Origin of the sequence: Pseudoalteromonas sp. C2R02 (assembly GCF_018860845.1) — a bacterium.
GTDB lineage: Bacteria > Pseudomonadota > Gammaproteobacteria > Enterobacterales > Alteromonadaceae > Pseudoalteromonas.
Genome location: NZ_JAHKQC010000055.1, coordinates 89125 through 107712, shown reverse-complemented (window position 1 = coordinate 107712; position 18588 = coordinate 89125). Strand labels below are relative to the sequence as shown.

General features: G+C 34.1%; 16 protein-coding genes. 9 read left to right on the top strand and 7 right to left on the bottom strand.

Annotation, left to right across the window (positions count from 1 at the left end; genetic code table 11):
- Window positions 1-389: 389 nt before the first annotated feature.
- The gene (locus KO527_RS25145) at window positions 390-1319 is read left to right on the top strand and encodes a hypothetical protein (RefSeq protein ID WP_216042987.1); all 930 of its coding nucleotides are present in this window, start codon (window positions 390-392) and stop codon (window positions 1317-1319) included.
- A gap of 186 nt (window positions 1320-1505) precedes the next feature.
- Here KO527_RS25145 and KO527_RS25140 read toward each other — a convergent pair whose 3' ends face one another.
- The 7 genes from KO527_RS25140 to KO527_RS25110 form a co-directional block, all read right to left on the bottom strand.
- A complete protein-coding gene (locus tag KO527_RS25140; protein WP_216042986.1) occupies window positions 1506-2756 on the bottom strand; it encodes a hypothetical protein in 1251 nt (416 codons plus the stop codon).
- Window positions 2753-3553, bottom strand: a complete 801-nt coding sequence (locus KO527_RS25135) for a glycosyltransferase family A protein (RefSeq protein WP_216042985.1) — start codon at window positions 3551-3553, stop codon at window positions 2753-2755. Before KO527_RS25135 ends, KO527_RS25140 begins: the two co-directional genes overlap by 4 nt.
- A gap of 184 nt (window positions 3554-3737) precedes the next feature.
- A complete protein-coding gene (locus KO527_RS25130; RefSeq protein WP_216042984.1) occupies window positions 3738-4628 on the bottom strand; it encodes a glycosyltransferase family 2 protein in 891 nt (296 codons plus the stop codon).
- The gene (locus KO527_RS25125; protein WP_216042983.1) at window positions 4625-5830 is read right to left on the bottom strand and encodes a CDP-glycerol glycerophosphotransferase family protein; all 1206 of its coding nucleotides are present in this window, start codon (window positions 5828-5830) and stop codon (window positions 4625-4627) included. Before KO527_RS25125 ends, KO527_RS25130 begins: the two co-directional genes overlap by 4 nt.
- The gene (locus tag KO527_RS25120; protein WP_216042982.1) at window positions 5827-7089 is read right to left on the bottom strand and encodes an oligosaccharide flippase family protein; all 1263 of its coding nucleotides are present in this window, start codon (window positions 7087-7089) and stop codon (window positions 5827-5829) included. The genes KO527_RS25125 and KO527_RS25120 overlap by 4 nt, the downstream gene beginning before the upstream one ends.
- The gene (locus KO527_RS25115) at window positions 7089-7481 is read right to left on the bottom strand and encodes an adenylyltransferase/cytidyltransferase family protein (protein WP_216042981.1); all 393 of its coding nucleotides are present in this window, start codon (window positions 7479-7481) and stop codon (window positions 7089-7091) included. Before KO527_RS25115 ends, KO527_RS25120 begins: the two co-directional genes overlap by 1 nt.
- Window positions 7482-7530: 49 nt before the next feature.
- On the bottom strand, window positions 7531-8361 hold the full coding sequence (locus tag KO527_RS25110; protein WP_216042980.1) for a glycosyltransferase: 831 nt from the start codon (window positions 8359-8361) through the stop codon (window positions 7531-7533).
- Window positions 8362-8639: 278 nt separating this feature from the next.
- On the opposite strand from KO527_RS25110, the gene KO527_RS25105 reads away from it, so the two are divergent.
- The 8 genes from KO527_RS25105 (at window position 8640) to leuD (ending at window position 18347) form a co-directional block, all read left to right on the top strand.
- Window positions 8640-9569: a Wzz/FepE/Etk N-terminal domain-containing protein gene (locus KO527_RS25105; protein ID WP_216042979.1), complete on the top strand. Its 930-nt coding sequence runs from the start codon at window positions 8640-8642 to the stop codon at window positions 9567-9569.
- A 3-nt stretch (window positions 9570-9572) separates the two neighbouring features.
- Window positions 9573-10652, top strand: a complete 1080-nt coding sequence (locus KO527_RS25100; RefSeq protein WP_216042978.1) for an EpsG family protein — start codon at window positions 9573-9575, stop codon at window positions 10650-10652.
- A 70-nt stretch (window positions 10653-10722) separates the two neighbouring features.
- Window positions 10723-11892 carry a nucleotide sugar dehydrogenase gene (locus KO527_RS25095; protein ID WP_216042977.1) on the top strand — a complete coding sequence of 390 codons (1170 nt, stop codon included), beginning with the start codon at window positions 10723-10725 and terminating at the stop codon, window positions 11890-11892.
- Between the two features lie 33 nt (window positions 11893-11925).
- Complete coding sequence (galE, locus tag KO527_RS25090) at window positions 11926-12942, top strand: UDP-glucose 4-epimerase GalE (protein ID WP_216042976.1); 1017 nt, start codon at window positions 11926-11928, stop codon at window positions 12940-12942.
- 633 nt (window positions 12943-13575) lie between these two features.
- Entirely contained in the window at window positions 13576-15123 is a 1548-nt protein-coding gene (leuA, locus tag KO527_RS25085; protein WP_216042975.1) for a 2-isopropylmalate synthase, read from the top strand.
- Window positions 15124-15128: 5 nt separating this feature from the next.
- Entirely contained in the window at window positions 15129-16208 is a 1080-nt protein-coding gene (gene leuB / locus KO527_RS25080; protein ID WP_216042974.1) for a 3-isopropylmalate dehydrogenase, read from the top strand.
- Window positions 16209-16323: 115 nt separating this feature from the next.
- Window positions 16324-17724: a 3-isopropylmalate dehydratase large subunit gene (gene leuC / locus KO527_RS25075; RefSeq protein ID WP_216042973.1), complete on the top strand. Its 1401-nt coding sequence runs from the start codon at window positions 16324-16326 to the stop codon at window positions 17722-17724.
- Window positions 17724-18347, top strand: a complete 624-nt coding sequence (gene leuD / locus KO527_RS25070; protein WP_216042972.1) for a 3-isopropylmalate dehydratase small subunit — start codon at window positions 17724-17726, stop codon at window positions 18345-18347. The genes leuC and leuD overlap by 1 nt, the downstream gene beginning before the upstream one ends.
- Window positions 18348-18588 lie beyond the last annotated feature (241 nt).

The window sequence follows — 18588 nt, the reverse complement described above, 5'->3', positions numbered from 1 at the left end:
AACTTAGCAATCGTATGTATTGATTCAAAATGTAGGGACGTTGGTTAAACTTTATTGTTAGGCATATAAAGCGATTCAGAGTGCATTAATCGATACAAATCAACAAATATTAATTTTGGAAATGAGAGCTGAAATTAATGAAGGATTTTTTAATTAAGGATGAACAGAGATGAAAAGTAGAGAGTACTTTTTGGTCTCAAGTATCTGGTAAATCGGTTGAATTTATTATTCAGGACAGTAATAAACTGACTTTTAAAGCGCCAATCGTATCTGTTGTCGAGGGGGGTCAATCAATTGAGGTTAAGCTTGTCGCTGTAGATAATAAAGGGGCTGAGGCTCAAAGTATTTTTACAATTCAAATTACCCCTGTCAATATAGCTCCTTCTTTCGTGGCTTCAGGAGAGCTTGTTGGTATTTCAGCTCAAGTTGAAGACATAGATGGTTCAATAGAAAAGGTTGAGTGGACACAACTACAAGGTCCAGAAATTTCATTTGTAAATAATAATGAACTTGAAGTTCAATTTATATCACCTGACGTTGATATTGAAACAGAATTAATTGTGCGCTTAGAGGTAACCGATAATGAAATTGAAAAAACGACTTTAGATATCCATATTTTAATTAAGCCTATTGATAATGAAGCACCAATTATAAATGTCATTTTTCCTTTAGAAAAAAGTGTTAATAAAGGCGCCTCTATTTTAGTTAAAGGCACAGTTAGTGATGGTAATGAAATAGATGGTATAGACATCAATGGTATGTCAGTCCAAGTAACTGAAATAGCTGGCGGAGATAACGAAGCTGATTCTTTAAACTACCAATGGCAAGCTTATATCGCTACTGAGCAGTTAGGAAAAGAGGGTATTCAAGTAAAGGCAACTGATAAAGTTGGAAATGAAAGCATCCACAACGCAAATATATTTAACGAAATAAGCATATTTAATATCGCTTTAAATATCAATAATAACGATTTGATAATTACAAATGACTCAAGCTTATATGTGAAAGATGCCATAAATAGCACGCTAACCTTGATTGATAATGAAAACCAGAAGTTATACGTTTTAAGTTCTAAATATCTAGAGTTAGTTGCACTACATTCTATCGATGTTGAAAGTAAGGTAATAATAAGTGAAGACTTAAGCCAAAGCATCAATCTAGACGTATACGCTCATAGCGTCGCATACTCGCCTCTAGATGAAAAAGTATACATAAGCGCCAATACATTATTTAAATTTGATATGAGAACCTTAACATGTGAGCGCTGCTCAAGCGCATACAGGAAATTTCTGGTGGTTAAATCAAGACTTGGCGATTAATGGGAAAGGTCAAATTTTTTCATCAGATAAAAACGTTGTAAAACAGATTGATTTTGAAACATCTAAAGAAGTTGTTGTTTCTAAATATTAATTTATTTAAATATATAATATTATTAAAGTTTAAATTGGCCAAAATAAAAATAGGGCAAAGCTGTGGTCAAAAAGAGTTGACCACAGTACTAACTATTAAGGCGTTTTTATTACTATTTGCGAACGAGAATTTAAATGTGGAGAATCAATCGTAATGTATTGGCCACATTGAGAGTATCTCGGATGAAAGTCAACTCTATCTGCCCCTCTAAACTTTTTAGGGCTATATACATCAAGAATTTGCTTTGAAGTATTTTTCGCTTCATCAACCAGATACAGCATCTGCCTTCTCTCTCTATTTGGATAGGTATCAGTTACAAATTTAGCTTTATTATGTGGATCTGAATGAGGATGACCATCCGCTGTTAATTGCTCATTCTCTAATGCTTGCACACTATCTAATTGTGTATCAAAAATGTAGTAGCCATCTTTACCATCAATGATATTGCAGTAGGCCACAATTTTAGTGTCGGTTAGCCAGTGTAAATGCGATACCATTCCAGCCGTTGGCAGAGCTTTTAATTCGCCTGTATTTACATTTACCACAAATAACTGAGAGCTATTCTTTTTGCCATTAAATGAGCGGTACATAAATGACATTAAATTTGAATCTGGGCTGAAACATGTATGCGAGAAGTATTCATAACCAGCAAGTTCAGGGAAACTTGCTATAGATAACTTTCTTGCTTTAATAGCGCTTAGTCTAAAAACTTCTTGAGAGTTTGTTTGATTATAAATAACTAAATCACCATGTTTTGTATGGGATATCGGATTTTCAGCATCCTGATTGATTGCATCATTATATTTAATATCGTAGCCATAGCCACTTAAGCCTTTGCCAAAACGGCAAAAGTTAATAGCACTAAATAATTCCCCTGAAGGTGATACAGATGAAAAGTGAAAAGGTAAGGTTTCTTTTTCTTGCGTTGTTACATCAGATATAACGGTAACAATCTCATTATTTATATAATCATTAAAAGCGACTTTAGTGTCTGAAACCCAAGCTAACATTGAACCTTGTTGATTATTACAACATGATGTATCTGCAATTTGTGTGAAATTGGTTGCTTTATTTATATCGTAATAGCCAATTTTGGCTGTGCCTATGCCATTTTTGAATACAGATGTCGCTGTGTGGCCGATTAACAGTCCTGATGAATTTAAAGAAGGTTTGTCATGAAAACCAAAGAAAAAATCATCATATACTTTTATTTCATGTTCAGTACGAATTGCACCTTTAACCATACCAAAGATAGAAAATACACCCTGATATATACCAACAACAGCATCTTTTGCTGCTGCATTATTTTTTAAAATGTCATACACAAATCTTTCAATTATATTCATAGTCCAAGTACTCCTTTTATAAATGTCGCTCTCATACCAGGAGGCACTTCTTTTATTTTTTTAATCATAAAAACGCAGGCTAAAATACGGCCTTTAATAGCACCAAAGACTTTAATGAACATCTGACCTCTGGTTTGTGCGTTATTTTGGGTGTAAAAATCTAACCCTGAATGCTCTTTAGGGTGAATGGCTAGCGGTTCTGGAACATAATAAGCCTGTGCGCCAGCTTTTAATAATTGAGCTAAAAATATGGGTTGTTCGCAGGATGGGTATTTTGCACCTAAGCCAAATGATTCATCAAAATAAATATTATGCTTTTTTAAAAAGTCACAATTAACGATATTTTCGATAGACGAAATACGCATAGCACTGACGTTTGTATGTGTTTTTAACTGATCGCTATAATCTTTAAAGGGAATGCCATTTTTATCATGTATCTGAAATGAGATAAATTCAGGATCATTCAATTGAGATTGATATTTTTTTATGGTGCTTGAAAACTGTTCGATATAGGTATTGTCATCATCGCTAAATACGATGTATTTAGTGTCACAATGATCTATAGCGAGGTTTCTACTTTTAGAGAGACCTAATTCATGGGAGCTAATGATAGTTGCATTGGCTACTTGATTTTTTATTTTGTTATACGCATCTTCAAAATTATGATTGGTATATGCGCTTGATATTTGATGAGCAATAAGTAAGTTAACTTCGTTATTTAATGCAATTGAAGGTAGTTTATATTGCGTTACACCTAAATCCATAGTGGCTACAGCGATAGTAATTTGATGAGTCATATAGTTTTTGGGATAGCCATTATTTAATAGGTTTAAATTGAGGCTGTATTATAGGTTGTGCATGCAGCAAAACAAGTAACTTTTGGAGAATCTAAACGATAGTGCTTAAAGAAGCTGAAGTTTCGTAAGATAGACGGAGTTTGTGGCTTATTGATAACGCACCTTAGTAGATGCGTTATATAAATTAACTTCTTAAGTTTTTACGGTTTGAAGTTAAAAGTGCTATTAAAGAGCGTTTTAATAAGCTACCAGGGTTTATTAATTTATTTTTTAAATTTTGTGAGTTTAAATTAATACATGCTTTTAAAAACTGTGTGAAATTAGCTGAATTTGAAGTGTATGAGTATGTAATATTAGTGATGTCGCTACTATTATCAGCTTTAATTAAAGCGGTTTGTTCACTTAACATATTTGCAGCAGACTTTATTTGAAATGCTAAGTTTTTTCCAGAAATACTATTGTTTAAGATACGATAGTGAAGTAGCACTTCATGTAAATTTGAAATTTGATAATCGGCTGATATGCGACACCATAGCTCTAAGTCTTCTATGGTTTTATATTCTGGTCGGTACTCGAATTTATCGCCAAGTAAACGATAATTAACCATTACTGAAGGGTGTGCAATTGGATTGCCAAACAAAAAACTTGCTTTTATATCTTCATATTTAGTGAAAATATTCCTTTTAGCACCTAAAACACCAGCTTCATCCATATATCTATATCCAGTACCAAGGACTGCAACTTTAGGGTGTTTTTTTAGGTAAGCAAGCTGTTTTTCTAATCTTGTAGGCATTGATATGTCGTCAGCATCCATACGGGCAATATAATCAGAGCTTGAAATAAATATCGCCTCGTTTAAGGTGGCTATAAGACCTTTGTTTGCTCTTGATATTAATTTAATTCGAGCATCTTGCTTGGCAAGGCTTTCTAAAATATTTAGAGAATTATCTGTAGAGCCATCATTAATGATGATGAATTCAAAATCAGTGATTGTTTGCTGTAGAATGCTATTTACTGCAGCTTCAACAAATTTTTCAGCATTGTATACAGGTAAAATTACTGATATTTGAGTCATTTCTGTTTCCATAAATCTTTTATTGAATTTACTAATTCATTATTTGTATCGGTAAATGATATCGTTTTTTTGTTTGACCAGAGCTCTTGTGAAATTTGCTTTCCAAGTGTGCGATTTTCCATATCATTTTCAGTAATTACGACAAGCAACTCTTTAAAATTTAAAATTATTTTTTGATTACAAAACGTTTGGTAATCAAAGTAAAAACCATCACTCGATGTTGTTAAGTAGGTATCTAAATCATAAGCATAGAACAAAGTTTTTTTATTGTTGATATCAAAGTCAAAGGCAATTGATGAATAATCTGTAATTAATACATCGACAATGTTTAAAAATGGATATACATCTAAATTAGAGGGGAACAATTTAATATGGCTATAGTTTTTAATGACATCATCACTGTATAAATGCATTTTGAATATTAATAAAATATTATGTTGTTTTAGTACTTTATTTAGCTCATCTAAATCAGGAAAAGCTTCACTTAATATATCGGGTGCACCTACACGCCAAGTTGGCATATAAATCCAAACTGAATCGTAACCTTTGACAAAAGATTGCCCTGTAATGCGGTCATTTTCTATTATAGTATGCTGTACTTCATTATTTTGTAATGGTGCAAGCCTAGGGTTTGCACCGATGAAGTATGACTCAATTAAGTGATTAAATGCACCGTCATGAATACTTTTTAAACTTAAAGATGGGATTTGAAATAAATCTATCTTTTGCCATTTAGGTGCATATAGTATTTTTGATCTCAGCTTCTCTACAAGTGTAATTGGGTGGTAAACCTTTTTAGAGGTACCTACAGTTGTATTGAATTCAATTTTTTTTAGTGGAATACCATGATATAAATTAACGAGTTTAGCGCCGCCAGAGCAAAAAAAGTTAATATCATTTGAGTCGAATGCATAAATAAATACACTGGCTCTTAAAGAAGTTAAAAGCCCTTTAAGACTCCACCTCGAATATGCAGTAAAACCTTGGTTTTTTAAAAGTTTCACTGTGGATAAATCTGATGAAATCCAAACTGATTTTATATCAGGATTATGTTGTGTGGTATGCAAGAAAAAATATTTTGGATTATCAACAAACTGCCCATTGCGGCTACCAAAAACCCATAATTGCTTATTTTTGATGAAACAAAAAGATAGACAATAAAGAAACCATTTCAACGGTAAAGGAAGTAATCTTTTAATCATGAGGCGACTCCGTTAGTTTTTTGTTGTAGAGATGCCTCGTGAAATACCTTGGAGTGTTTTAGGTATTTTAAACGGTATAAGAAAATGAAGCCTTCAGTAAATACTAATGAAAGCGCTAATGACTTACCAGTTAATAAATCACCACACCACAGGGCTGCTATTATGATTAAGTGGGCTGATGCACCAATTAAAACGCTAAAATTAACCGCTTTTACATGTCCAACTACACCTAATACCGGGTAGCCAATCATCATAGAGATAATGCTAAAAGCAAATGCCAATATTAATATTTTGAAAATCTCTGATGCTTGCAGGAATTCTTGAGCGCTAAATACAGTTACAAAAAACCAGTCAGAGATTAAGTAGGTAATTAAAATACTACTTAACGCAAATATGCCGGCTAGTTTTATTATTTTGTATGCCATATTCCAGTTTTTAGTTTTGACCATATGGGGATATAAGGCGTCAGTTAGTGGGGCAATTAAAGATCTGCCCGTATTATAAATTCGCTCAGCTAGTGAAAAGTAGCCAGCTTGGGCTTCACCTAATACACTTGCGACAATGATAATATTGAACTTTGAAAATAGCAGCATGGTAAGGCGAGAGTAAAAGTAACCCCAGCCTTCTTTTATTAATTCGACTAGATAGCTAATTGATACTTTTTCTAAACGTATATTTAAGTGCCAAACAAAAAATACAGATACAAGGAGTGATGTACTCAGTGATACAGTCATTATGAGTGGTATGAGCTCTATATCAGATTGCGTTAGTACTAGGCTGAAAATTAAAGCTGTATAAATAAGGCGCTCAATTATGGTCGAAATAGTGATTTTAACCATTTTCTCAACTCCTAAAAACAGCCATACAGGTATCAGGCTTTGTATTAGTGCAGGGAGCAGCATTAATAGCCAAATATTTTTATATTGTTCTGATGAGTCAATTAGCTGAAGTATAATTAAAATTATAAATGAGATACTTATAAATATGAGCAATTTAATTATGGATATTGCGGATATTAGCTTGCCTAGCACTTTAGGTTTATCGCTATTTTCGGCTGTTAATTTTGGTGCAAATACGCCAAATCCGTAATCGCAAATGCTTAATACAATTTGCTGTATTGCAACTCCAATAGCAAAAACGCCAAATAATTCAGCCCCTAATTTTAAAGTTAGATAAGGTAGCGTGATTAAAGGGAGTAATATATTTGTTATCTTTATAAGAGCTAACCAAGATATATTAGCTCTTAATCGCTTCGACATTATTTGATAGCCTTTACTATTTCAATAATTTCAGTTGTTGAGATAGAAGGGGTGCGCTCTAAATAAACCACATCGCAAATATCATTGAATTGATCAAATTTACCTTTCCAGTCGTCACCCATAACTAAAATGTCAGCGTTATATTTTTTGATATATTCTCGTTTAAGCTCTAGGGATTCTTCAAAAAAAACTTCAGTTACAAATTTTAAGCTGTTAATTATATAAGCTCTTTGTGATTCTTCATAAACAGGGTTTCTTTGTTTTTTAGAGTAATTTAGTGCATCTGTTGATACACCAACTATCAATTCGTCACCAAGTGCTGCTGCTCTTTCTAATATTTTTACATGTCCGATATGAAATACATCGAAAGTGCCGAATGTGATTACTCTCATGTTACCTTTTCCTGTTATATTCTCTAAGTTATCTTTGTTTGATATGTATTTAATTGCGTTTTAATAAATTGCTTAAAACGGATTTATAATTACCTGAGTTACATAATCGGAATACGTCAAAAATATTAAGAGGTGTTTTGTGTATTACTAAATTGAGTAGTTGCATAGATTTTAGATGTTTTTTACTCATTAAGTTTTGATGCTTAGCTAAAAATATTTTATAGCCTTGGATAACCTTTTGGCTGCTGCCTGAAATTCGATCGTTATCATGGGATATATCAAAGATATAAGATGGCTCTTTTATTTTTAAACTAGAGCCAAATTTATTTTGTAGTCTTACCCACATATCATAATCTTGAAATGCAGGTAAAGTTTCATCAAATCCACCAACGTCTCTAAATCGAGATGTTTTTGTTAAAACTTGATTTCCTACTTTGTTGTAGTGTAACAGGTCGCTAAGTTTTAGTTTTCCTATACCGTCTTTAACAAGCCTTACTTTTTCGTTTGTTTTTCGATAATAAGAAGAGCAAACAAATGCATAATTATCATTGTAGGCGTCAACTAAAGTCGCTACTCGGTTTGGTAAAAAGTAATCATCATCATCTAAGCCTGTAATATATTCGCCTTTAGCTTCTTTCATCGCTCGGTTTCTTGAAACACAGGCGCCTGAGGATTCATTATTTCGAAGGTAGTTAAAGTTGCTATATTTGGCTTTGTATTCTTTTAATAGTTCTTCAGTATTGTCTGTAGAACCATCGTCACAAACAATAATTTCGGTATTAGACCAGGTTTGATTTAAAGCTGAATCTATAGCCCTTTTTAAAAGGTGGCATCTATTTTTTGTCGTTATATATATTGTGACGAGAGGATGGTTAGCCATTAAAAAGTAACTACTTATATTAAAGAAAAGCTATTTAGCTATGTAAAGTTGTGCGCTCGATTTTAATATAACTAATGTTTTAATGCTATATCAATTGTGTTTTTTATAGAGACTGTTTAGCTAAGGTTATAGAAAATTTGGAATTTATGGCGATACATTAGAGATTAAATAAATTTTATGGGGTGGGAGTAAGTTACATAGAGAATATTTTTCCGTATAATGGCACAAAGGAACTGTTACTTAAAATCAAATTTATCGAATAATAAGGCTCGCGTTAGATGCAAGAAGTAGTTAGAGATACACATATTGAAATTAGTATCATTGATTTATTTAAACAGCTGTGGAAAAAAAAGCTATTAATAATTTTAGTTACTTGTGTGTTTTCTATCGCAGGGGTGTTTTTTGCTTTATTTTTACCTAACCAATATAAAGCGGAAGTAATGATAATACCATCAGAAGCGACACAAAGTGGTGGTCTGTCGGCTTTGGCTAGTCAGTTTGGTGGTTTAGCAGGCATGGCTGGTATTAACTTATCGGGTAATGCGAGTAAAAAACCTAAAATTGCTTTACAAATCTTGAAGTCTAGAACGTTTTTAATTGATTTTATTCATAGGAATGAACTTCAGATCTTAATCTTTGCCGCTGAAGGCTGGGATATCAAAGAAAACAAAGTACTTATAAACCCAAAGCTTTATGATGAAACACAAAATAAGTGGGTCAGAAAGTTCGATTTTCCAAAAAAGTTAACGCCAAGTGATCAAGAAATTTATTTGGTTTTTTCTAAAATGGTCGATTATGAAGTTGATGTGAGGGAAGGTACTTATAGTATATCAGTACAGTATTTTAACCCAAACTTAGCCGCTAAGTGGGCTAATATGCTTGTTGCAGATATAAATGAGCATATGCGAAAGCTAGATATTGAACAGGCTGAAAAAAGTGTTGAATATTTAAACTTACAATTAAAAAATACGAGCATAAGAACAACTGAAAGTGTATTTTTTGATTTAATTGAAGAGCAAACTAAAAAAGCGATGCTTGCTCAAGTACAAGAAGATTATATTTTTTCAATTATCGATCCTGCTCTTGCCCCTGAAAATAAGTCTGAGCCTAAACGTGCTTTAATTTGTATTTTGTTTTTAGTTTTAGGTTTTATGATATCAAGTGGTTACGTGATTTTAAGAAATTACGCATTGAACAAAAAACAATAAAATATGCATTATTATGTTCTAGCTGGTGCTTTATTTGGCTTTTATTGCTTATTGATGGAAGTTTTTAAAGTAGAAAGAAAAGTACTGGCGTTATCTCCTGCGCTCCTATGTTTTGCTTTTTTTATAGGAATGAGAGATTTTAGTATCGGTACGGATACTTTAACTTATGTTGAAATCTATAAATATATTCCAACGATTACCGAGTTCCTAGGGGATTTTTCTCCTGGGTTTCATGGTGAGCGTATAGAGTGGGGCTTTTTTTTACTTTTAAGTACTTTAAAAGAGCTTTCAGTCACTCCCCATCTAGTTCTCGTTTTTATTTCTTTTTTATCTTTAATGTTTTTTGCTGCATCATTTAAACATCTTAGCCCAAATTATTTTTTGGGGATGTTTATACTTACTGTTACTAATCTATTTCTTACTTTTGAGTATAATATTATTAGACAAGGCTTAGCGACATCCGTTGTTATGTTTGCTTTAACACGCCTGGTTGAAAAAAGATATTTAGCTTATTTCTTACTAACCATGTTAGCTATGAGTTTTCATGTGATTGCGATATTAAGTTTATTAGTATTCCCCTTTAGAAACTTTAAATGGCAACCTAAATATCTTCTTTTTGTTTTTTTCGCTTTTGTAGGGTTAAGCTTTTTAGATGTGTTAGCCGCAGTTGTTTTTCAGCTGAGGCACATAAGTATTGCTTTTTGGCGGGTATTTCTTTATTTGCAAAGTAGCGTTGAAGAATTAAAAATAATGTCTTGGATGTTACTGTCTAGTGTATTACTTATTTTTACATGTATTGCCTTTGTAAGGCAAATAAGAGTTAATTTTAAATATATAGATTTTATTTTAACATTTGTGACGATTGGAATGTTTGGGGTTTTATTTACTCATGAACTCTCTGTTTTATCAATTAGATTAGGTTTTTTATTTTTTGCAATAGAGCCGGTTTTAATATTAGCTTTATTAACACTGATTAAAGATGAGTGGCCTAAATTTGTAATATTATTTTTATTGACGTCTTTAGTATTAATGAAAAATATTTTTATAACGGCACAATATTTATCACCCTATACGTATTTTTAAAGTAATTTCATATAAAATGTTTTTTTAGATGTATTTTTGTTCAAGTAATTTATTAAGCAAAGGTTTTAAAATGAAAATAGCAATAGCCGGGACTGGCTATGTAGGTTTGTCGAATGCAGTATTATTAGCGCAAAACAATGAAGTGATTGCGGTTGATATAATTCAAGAAAAAGTAGATTTAATTAATAATAAAAAGTCGCCTATTTCTGATATTGAAATTGAAGATTTTTTAGAGAATAAAAAATTAAATTTAACTGCGACTACTGATAAAAATTTAGCTTATAAAGATGCTGAGTTTGTAGTGATTGCAACGCCAACTGATTATGACCCACAAACAAATTATTTTAATACAAATTCAGTTGAAGCTGTTATTCAGGATGTTATTGCTATTAATCCAAGTGCGGTAATGATTATAAAATCAACTGTGCCAGTTGGATTTACCAAAACGATAAAAGCTCAGTTTGAATGTGAGAATATCATGTTTTCACCCGAATTTTTAAGAGAAGGTAAAGCACTTTACGATAACCTACATCCATCACGCATTATTGTGGGTGAAGAATCTGAGCGAGCTCGTGTATTTGCTAATTTATTAGTTCAAGGTGCAGAGCGTGTAGATATCCCTGTTTTATTAACTGACTCAACAGAAGCTGAAGCGGTTAAATTATTTTCAAATACTTATTTAGCTATGCGCGTTGCTTATTTTAATGAACTTGATAGCTATGCTGAATCTCATGGATTAGATACACAGCATATTATAGATGGTGTTGGTTTAGACCCGCGTATTGGTACGCATTACAATAACCCTTCATTTGGTTATGGTGGTTATTGTTTACCTAAAGATACTAAGCAATTACGTGCTAATTATAAAGATGTACCAAATTCATTAATTGGTGCCATTGTAGATGCTAATACGACACGTAAAGATCATATTGCTGAGTCTATTCTAAAACGTACTCCAAAAGTTGTTGGTGTTTATCGTTTAATAATGAAGTCTGGTTCTGATAACTTTAGAGCATCTGCTATTCAAGGCATCATGAAGCGTATAAAAGCGAAAGGTATTAAAGTTGTAGTGTTTGAACCTGAGTTAAAAGAAAAAGAGTTTTTTCACTCAGAAGTGATGACTGACTTAAATGAATTTAAAAAAGTATCTGATGTAATCGTTTCAAATCGCATGTCTGATGATTTAGATGATGTCGCTGAAAAAGTATATACACGTGATTTATTTGGTTCTGACTCTTAAGTCTATTTAAGGGCTTTTTTATAAGGAAAATAAATGTCGATTTTAGTTACAGGTGGTGCGGGATATATAGGTTCTCACACTGTTTTAGAGTTACTACAACAGGGCGAAGACGTTGTTGTTGTTGATAATTTAGCAAATTCATCTCAAGAGTCTCTTAAGCGTGTTGCTGAGCTAATAGGTAAAGCCTGTACTTTTTATCAAGGTGATATTTTAGATAAAGCTTTTTTAGATTCTATTTTTGCTAAGCACTCAATTAATAGTGTGGTGCATTTTGCTGGATTAAAAGCAGTTGGAGAGTCAACTGTTAAGCCTGTTGAGTACTATCAAGTGAATGTACAAGGTACGTTAACTTTATTAGATGCAATGCGTGATGCTAATGTATTTAAATTGGTATTTAGCTCATCTGCCACTGTTTATGGCGACCCAGCTAGTTTGCCTATTAAAGAAGATTTCCCTGTCGGTGGCACTACTAATCCGTATGGCACATCTAAACTGATGGTTGAAATGGTTTTAAAGGATGTTGCCAAATCTGATGAACGTTGGTCTTTTGCTATTTTACGTTACTTTAATCCGGTAGGTGCGCATGAGTCAGGTTTGATTGGTGAAGATCCAAATGGTATCCCTAATAATTTATTGCCTTATATCTCTCAAGTTGCTGTTGGAAAGTTAAAAGAGTTAGCTGTATTTGGTGATGATTATGATACGAAAGATGGCACCGGTGTACGAGATTACATTCATGTAGTTGATTTAGCGATAGGGCATTTAAAAGCACTTAATAAAATCAACTCTGAAGCGGGTGCGCATGTATTTAACTTAGGCACTGGTAACGGTTATTCGGTATTTGAAATGCTTAAAGCGTTTGAAAAAGCCTGTGGCCATGATTTAGCTTATAAAGTAGTACCTCGTCGCCCTGGTGATATTGCTGCTTGTTATGCTGCTCCTGAAAAAGCGTTAACTGAATTAGATTGGCAAGCTGTTCGTGGTTTAGATACCATGATGGCTGATGCGTGGCGCTGGCAAAGTAAAAATCCACAAGGGTATACGTCTTAGCTGAAAACTTGTATTGTAGAGGTTCCAGTTTTATAGCACCTCTACAATATTTAGTCTCAAATCTAAAATAGTTAGGCTAAAGCCCAACCTACAAAGATATCTGCTAGGTTAGTGGGATTTTCGTGATTTAGTAGGGCTTCAACCTTTCAAAGAATTCCCATCTACAGTGTGTAACATCAAATCTAAAACCGTTAGGCTAAAGCTTAGCCTACAATGACATCTGTTAGGTGAGGGAAATTTTAATGGTTAACTAATTTAGCATATTTATTGCTTATATTTGTTAACTTGATGTTTACCTATCATTTAAGTTTAGTTTCGTGGATAGTTAATTCTTTTATTTTAATTATGTTGAATTTTAATTTCTTTATATGCCGTTTATTTTAAATTTTTAAGGATAAATTATGCTTGCTCATTATGTTTAATGGTGATAAAAATAGCATCATAATTTAATCATTAATTAAATAACTGAATTTAACGATGCAAAAAATACTTTTAATTACACTACTTTTAAAACTGGAGCTCTTTCAAAGAGTTTGCGGGCGTTAGTGTATTTGCATCAAGTAATACAAAAAAACCCCGCATAAATTGCGGGGTTTTTTTTTGAATTTAAAGTAATAGGGCACAGGTGATAGTATGAGCGATAAAGTTTGGATTTTTGATACCACGTTAAGAGATGGCGAGCAGGCACTAAAAGCGAGCTTAACTGAAGATGATAAACTACGTTTAGCACATACTATTAGCCGTCTAAATGTTGATGTGATGGAAGTAGGTTTTCCTGTTTCTAGCCCTGCAGATTTTAATGCAGTTAAGCGTATTGCAACTGAAGTAAAAGGTCCTGTAATTTGTGGCTTAGCACGTGCAGTGACTAAAGATATTGAAGCATGTGGTGAAGCATTAAAACCTGCAGAAAAAAGCCGAATTCATACATTTATTGCTACTAGCCCATTACATTTAGAACATAAGCTAAAAATTACATTAGATAAAGCGATTGAAATGGCGGTTAAGTCTATTAAGTTAGCATTAACTTACACTCCTGATGTTGAGTTTTCTTGTGAAGATGCCGGCAGAACGCCGCATGATGATTTATGTAAAGTTGTAGAGGCTGTAATTGATGCAGGTGCGACTACGATTAATTTACCTGATACTGTAGGTTATGTTACTCCTGACGAATATGCGGCGATGATCAGCTATTTAATGGCTAATGTGCCAAACATTGATAAAGCACGTTTAAGTGTACATTGTCATAACGATCTAGGTTTAGCGGTTGCTAACTCTATTGCTGCAGTTCAAGCTGGTGCACGTCAAATTGAATGTACTGTAAATGGCATAGGAGAACGTGCTGGTAATTGTTCGTTAGAAGAAGTTGCTATGATAATGCAGATGCGTAGCGATCATTTAGGCGTAAATTGTGATATTCGAAGTGAAGAAATCTACCATGCATCTCGTCAAGTAAGCCAAATTTGTAATATGCCAGTACAGCCAAATAAGGCGATCGTCGGCGAAAATGCATTTGCTCATAGTTCTGGTATTCATCAAGATGGTGTATTAAAAGCGCAAAATACTTATGAAATTATGGCACCAGAAACGGTAGGTGTACCAAATAATAAGCTAAATATGACGTCACGTTCGGGCCGTCACGTTATTCAACATAGGTTAACAGAGCTAGGTTACCAAAATGGTGATTATGATATGGATACCTTATACCAAAGTTTTATCGCTTTGGCTGATAAAAAAGGTACTGTATATGATTACGATCTTGAAGCGATGATCTACTTTAATAAAATCTCAGATAATAATGATTATTACCAACTTGAATTCTTAAATACCACAACTAACTCGCAAACAGTAGCTAGTGCTACCGTAGGCTTAAAAGTGAATGGTGAATTATTTACTCAAGCAGCTACAGGTGATGGACCGGTAGAGGCTGCATATACTGCAATGAGAAATATCACTCAAATGGATACTAAAATGCGTCAATATCATTTAGATGCAACAGGTAAAGGTGAAAACTCATTAGGTCAAGTTGATATCATTACTGAATATCAAGACCGCCAATATCACGGTGCAGGTTTAGCATCTGATGTTGTTGAATCATCGGTTCGTGCCATGATCCACGTATACAACTTAATTAATCGTGCACAGCAAGTAATGTGTTTAAAGCAGCAGAAGAAAGCAGGATAAGAGAAATGACGACTCAAAAAGAATTTAATATTGCAGTTTTAGCCGGGGATGGCATTGGTCCTGAGATCATGAATGCAGCAGAGCAAGTACTTGATGTTGTATGTGATAAATTTAATTTGAAGCTTAATCGCGAACATCATGCTATTGGTGGCGCTGCAATTGATAAGTTTGGTAAAGCATTACCAGAATCGACTTTAGAGGCATGTGATAACGCTGATGCCATTTTATTTGGTTCGGTAGGTGGTCCAAAGTGGGCTGATTTACCGCCACAAGAGCAACCTGAACGTGGTTCTTTATTACCGCTTCGTAAACATTTCAACTTATTTTGTAATTTACGTCCTGCACAGTTATTACCTGCTTTAAGCGCTGCATCACCACTTCGTGCTGATATCAGTGAAAAAGGGTTTGATATTTTATGTGTACGTGAATTAACAGGCGGTATTTACTTCGGCGAAAAAGGTCGTTCAGGCGAAGGCGAGCAAGAGTTTGCGTTTGATACACAAAAATACTCTCGTTTTGAAATCGAGCGTATTGCTAAATTTGCTTTTGAAGCCGCAAAATTACGTAGTAATAAAGTAACTTCGGTAGATAAATCTAATGTATTAGCTTCAAGTATTTTATGGCGTGAAGTGGTTACTGAAGTATCTAAAAGTTACCCAGAAGTTGAACTTGATTATATTTATGTAGATAACGCTGCAATGCAGTTAGTTAAAGACCCAGCACAATTTGATGTACTTTTATGTGATAACTTATTTGGTGATATTTTATCTGATGAATGTGCGATGATCACAGGCTCTATGGGTCTTTTACCTTCAGCTAGCCTCAATCAAACAGGTTTTGGTTTATATGAGCCTGCTGGTGGTTCTGCACCTGATATCGCAGGTAAAGGCATTGCAAACCCGATTGCACAAATTTTAAGTGCAGCATTAATGTTACGTTACTCTCTTAAACAAGAAGAAGCGGCGCGTGCAATTGAAAAAGCAGTAGCTGAAACGGTTAAAGCAGGTATAGGTACGCAAGATATTTATCCAAATGAGCGTTACACAACAAGTGATGTAGCAGCGGCGATTGTAGAAAGAATTTAAGTTTTTATCAGGCTAAAACCCAACTTACAGAGAGGTTTTAGCCTGACAAGGTGTTATAAATTTTATCTAGTTATGACTAGAGTACTGAGCAAAAAATTTTGGGGCGAAACAAGTAATGGCACAAACCTTATATGACAAAATTTGGCAGTCACATACTGTCACAGCAATAAATAGCGAAACAGATTTATTATATATAGATAGACATTTAGTACATGAAGTCACTTCTCCACAAGCATTTTCAGGGCTGCGTGAACAAAACAGAAAAGTAAGAAGAACTGATAAAACATTTGCGACTATGGACCATAATATTTCGACTAAAGTTCGTAAGATCTCAGCAGCGAGTGAAGTTGCACAAAATCAATTAAATGCATTAACACAAAACTGTGAAGATTTTGGTGTACCACTTTATGATTTAAACTCTATTGAGCAGGGTATTGCTCATGTTGTAGGTCCTGAGCAAGGCATTACTTTACCTGGTACAACAATTGTATGTGGCGATAGCCATACATCAACTCATGGTGCATTTGGTGCACTAGCTCACGGAATTGGCACATCTGAAGTTGAGCATGTATTAGCAACACAAACATTGCAACAGAAAAAAGCACGTTCTCTTAAAATACAAATTGATGGTATTTTAAAGCCAACAGTTACCTCTAAAGATTTGATCATGGCAGTAATTGGTGAACTAGGTACGGCTGGAGGCACAGGTTTTGTAGCTGAGTTTTGCGGAACAGGCATTGAAGCGCTTTCAATGGAAGCGCGTATGACTTTATGTAATATGAGCATTGAAATGGGCGCAAAAGCGGGCTTAATTGCACCGGATCAAACTACATATGACTATTTAGAAGGCCGTCCATTTGCACCTAAAGGTGATGATTGGCAGGCGGCTGTTGAATATTGGTCAACACTAGCATCAGACGAAGGTGCAGAATTTGATCATGTTGTAGTAATGCATGCAGATGATATTCAGCCACAAGTTACTTGGGGTACTAGCCCTGAGCAAGTAATTGGTATTGATGAGATCATTCCAGATCCTGAAAAAGAAACAGATCTAATTAAAGCTGATGCAATCCGCCGTGCGCTTGCATATATGGATTTACAACCTGGTCAAGCAATTGCTGATATTGAAGTAGATGTTGTGTTTATTGGCTCATGTACTAATAGCCGAATTGAAGACTTACGTGCTGCAGCGCAAATTGTAGAAGGCAAGCAAGTTGTTAATGGCATTGAAGCTTTGATCGTTCCGGGTTCTGGATTAGTTAAAAAACAGGCTGAAGATGAAGGTTTAGCAGATATCTTTAAAGCGTCGGGTTTTGAGTGGCGTGAGCCTGGTTGTTCTATGTGTTTAGCAATGAATGACGATAAATTAGAAGCAGGTAAACGTTGTGCATCTACATCCAACCGTAACTTTGAAGGTCGTCAAGGTCGTGGCGGTAGAACACACTTAGTTAGTCCTGCGATGGCAGCCGCAGCAGCTGTTTATGGTAAATTTGTTGATATCAGAGGAGAAGCATAATGACTGTAATTAATGAAGTGTACCACACAGGTTTATTAGCGCCTTTAGATAAAAATAATGTAGATACCGACCAAATTATTCCAAAGCAATTTTTAACATCAACGAGTCGAGATGGTTTTGATGCTGCTTTATTTTATGATTGGCGCTATTTGGATAATGGCGATCAAAATCCGGAGTTCATTTTAAATGAAGCCTGTTATCAAGGTGCTACAGTACTACTAACTCGTGATAACTTTGGTTGTGGTTCATCTCGTGAGCATGCGCCTTGGGCATTAAAACAGTATGGTTTTACTGTGATCCTTGCTGAAAGCTTTGCAGATATCTTTTTTAATAACTGTATGAATAATCAAATGTTAGCTATTGCTCTACCAGAAGCTACATTAGATAAGTTATTTGCTATTAGCGAGCAATGTTTTGCAGATAAGCAAGATATACAAATTAATGTAGATCTACAAAATCAGCAATTGATCAGTGATCAGTTTGAGCCGATCAGTTTTGATATTCGCCCTGATATTAAAGATCGTTTATTAAGTGGTTTAGATTTTATTGGTGTAACTGAAACATTTAATCCACAAATTGATGCGTTTGAAGCACAACTTAAAAAACAGCGTCCTTGGCAGTAATATAAGTAAAAGTGAGTCTGTATTAGGCTCGCTTTAATCTTATAAATAATCTATATCTAGAATGCTTAACTTCAAAACTAAAACCTAAAACCTAAAATCTAAAATCTAAAATCTTTAGCCTAAAGGCCAACCTACAAAAATATCTGTTAGATTGGAATGATTCTGTAGGTGAGACTTCAGTCTTACAAAGAGTCTCGATATGCAATGCTTAAATCAAATCTAAAACTGTTAGGCTAAAGCA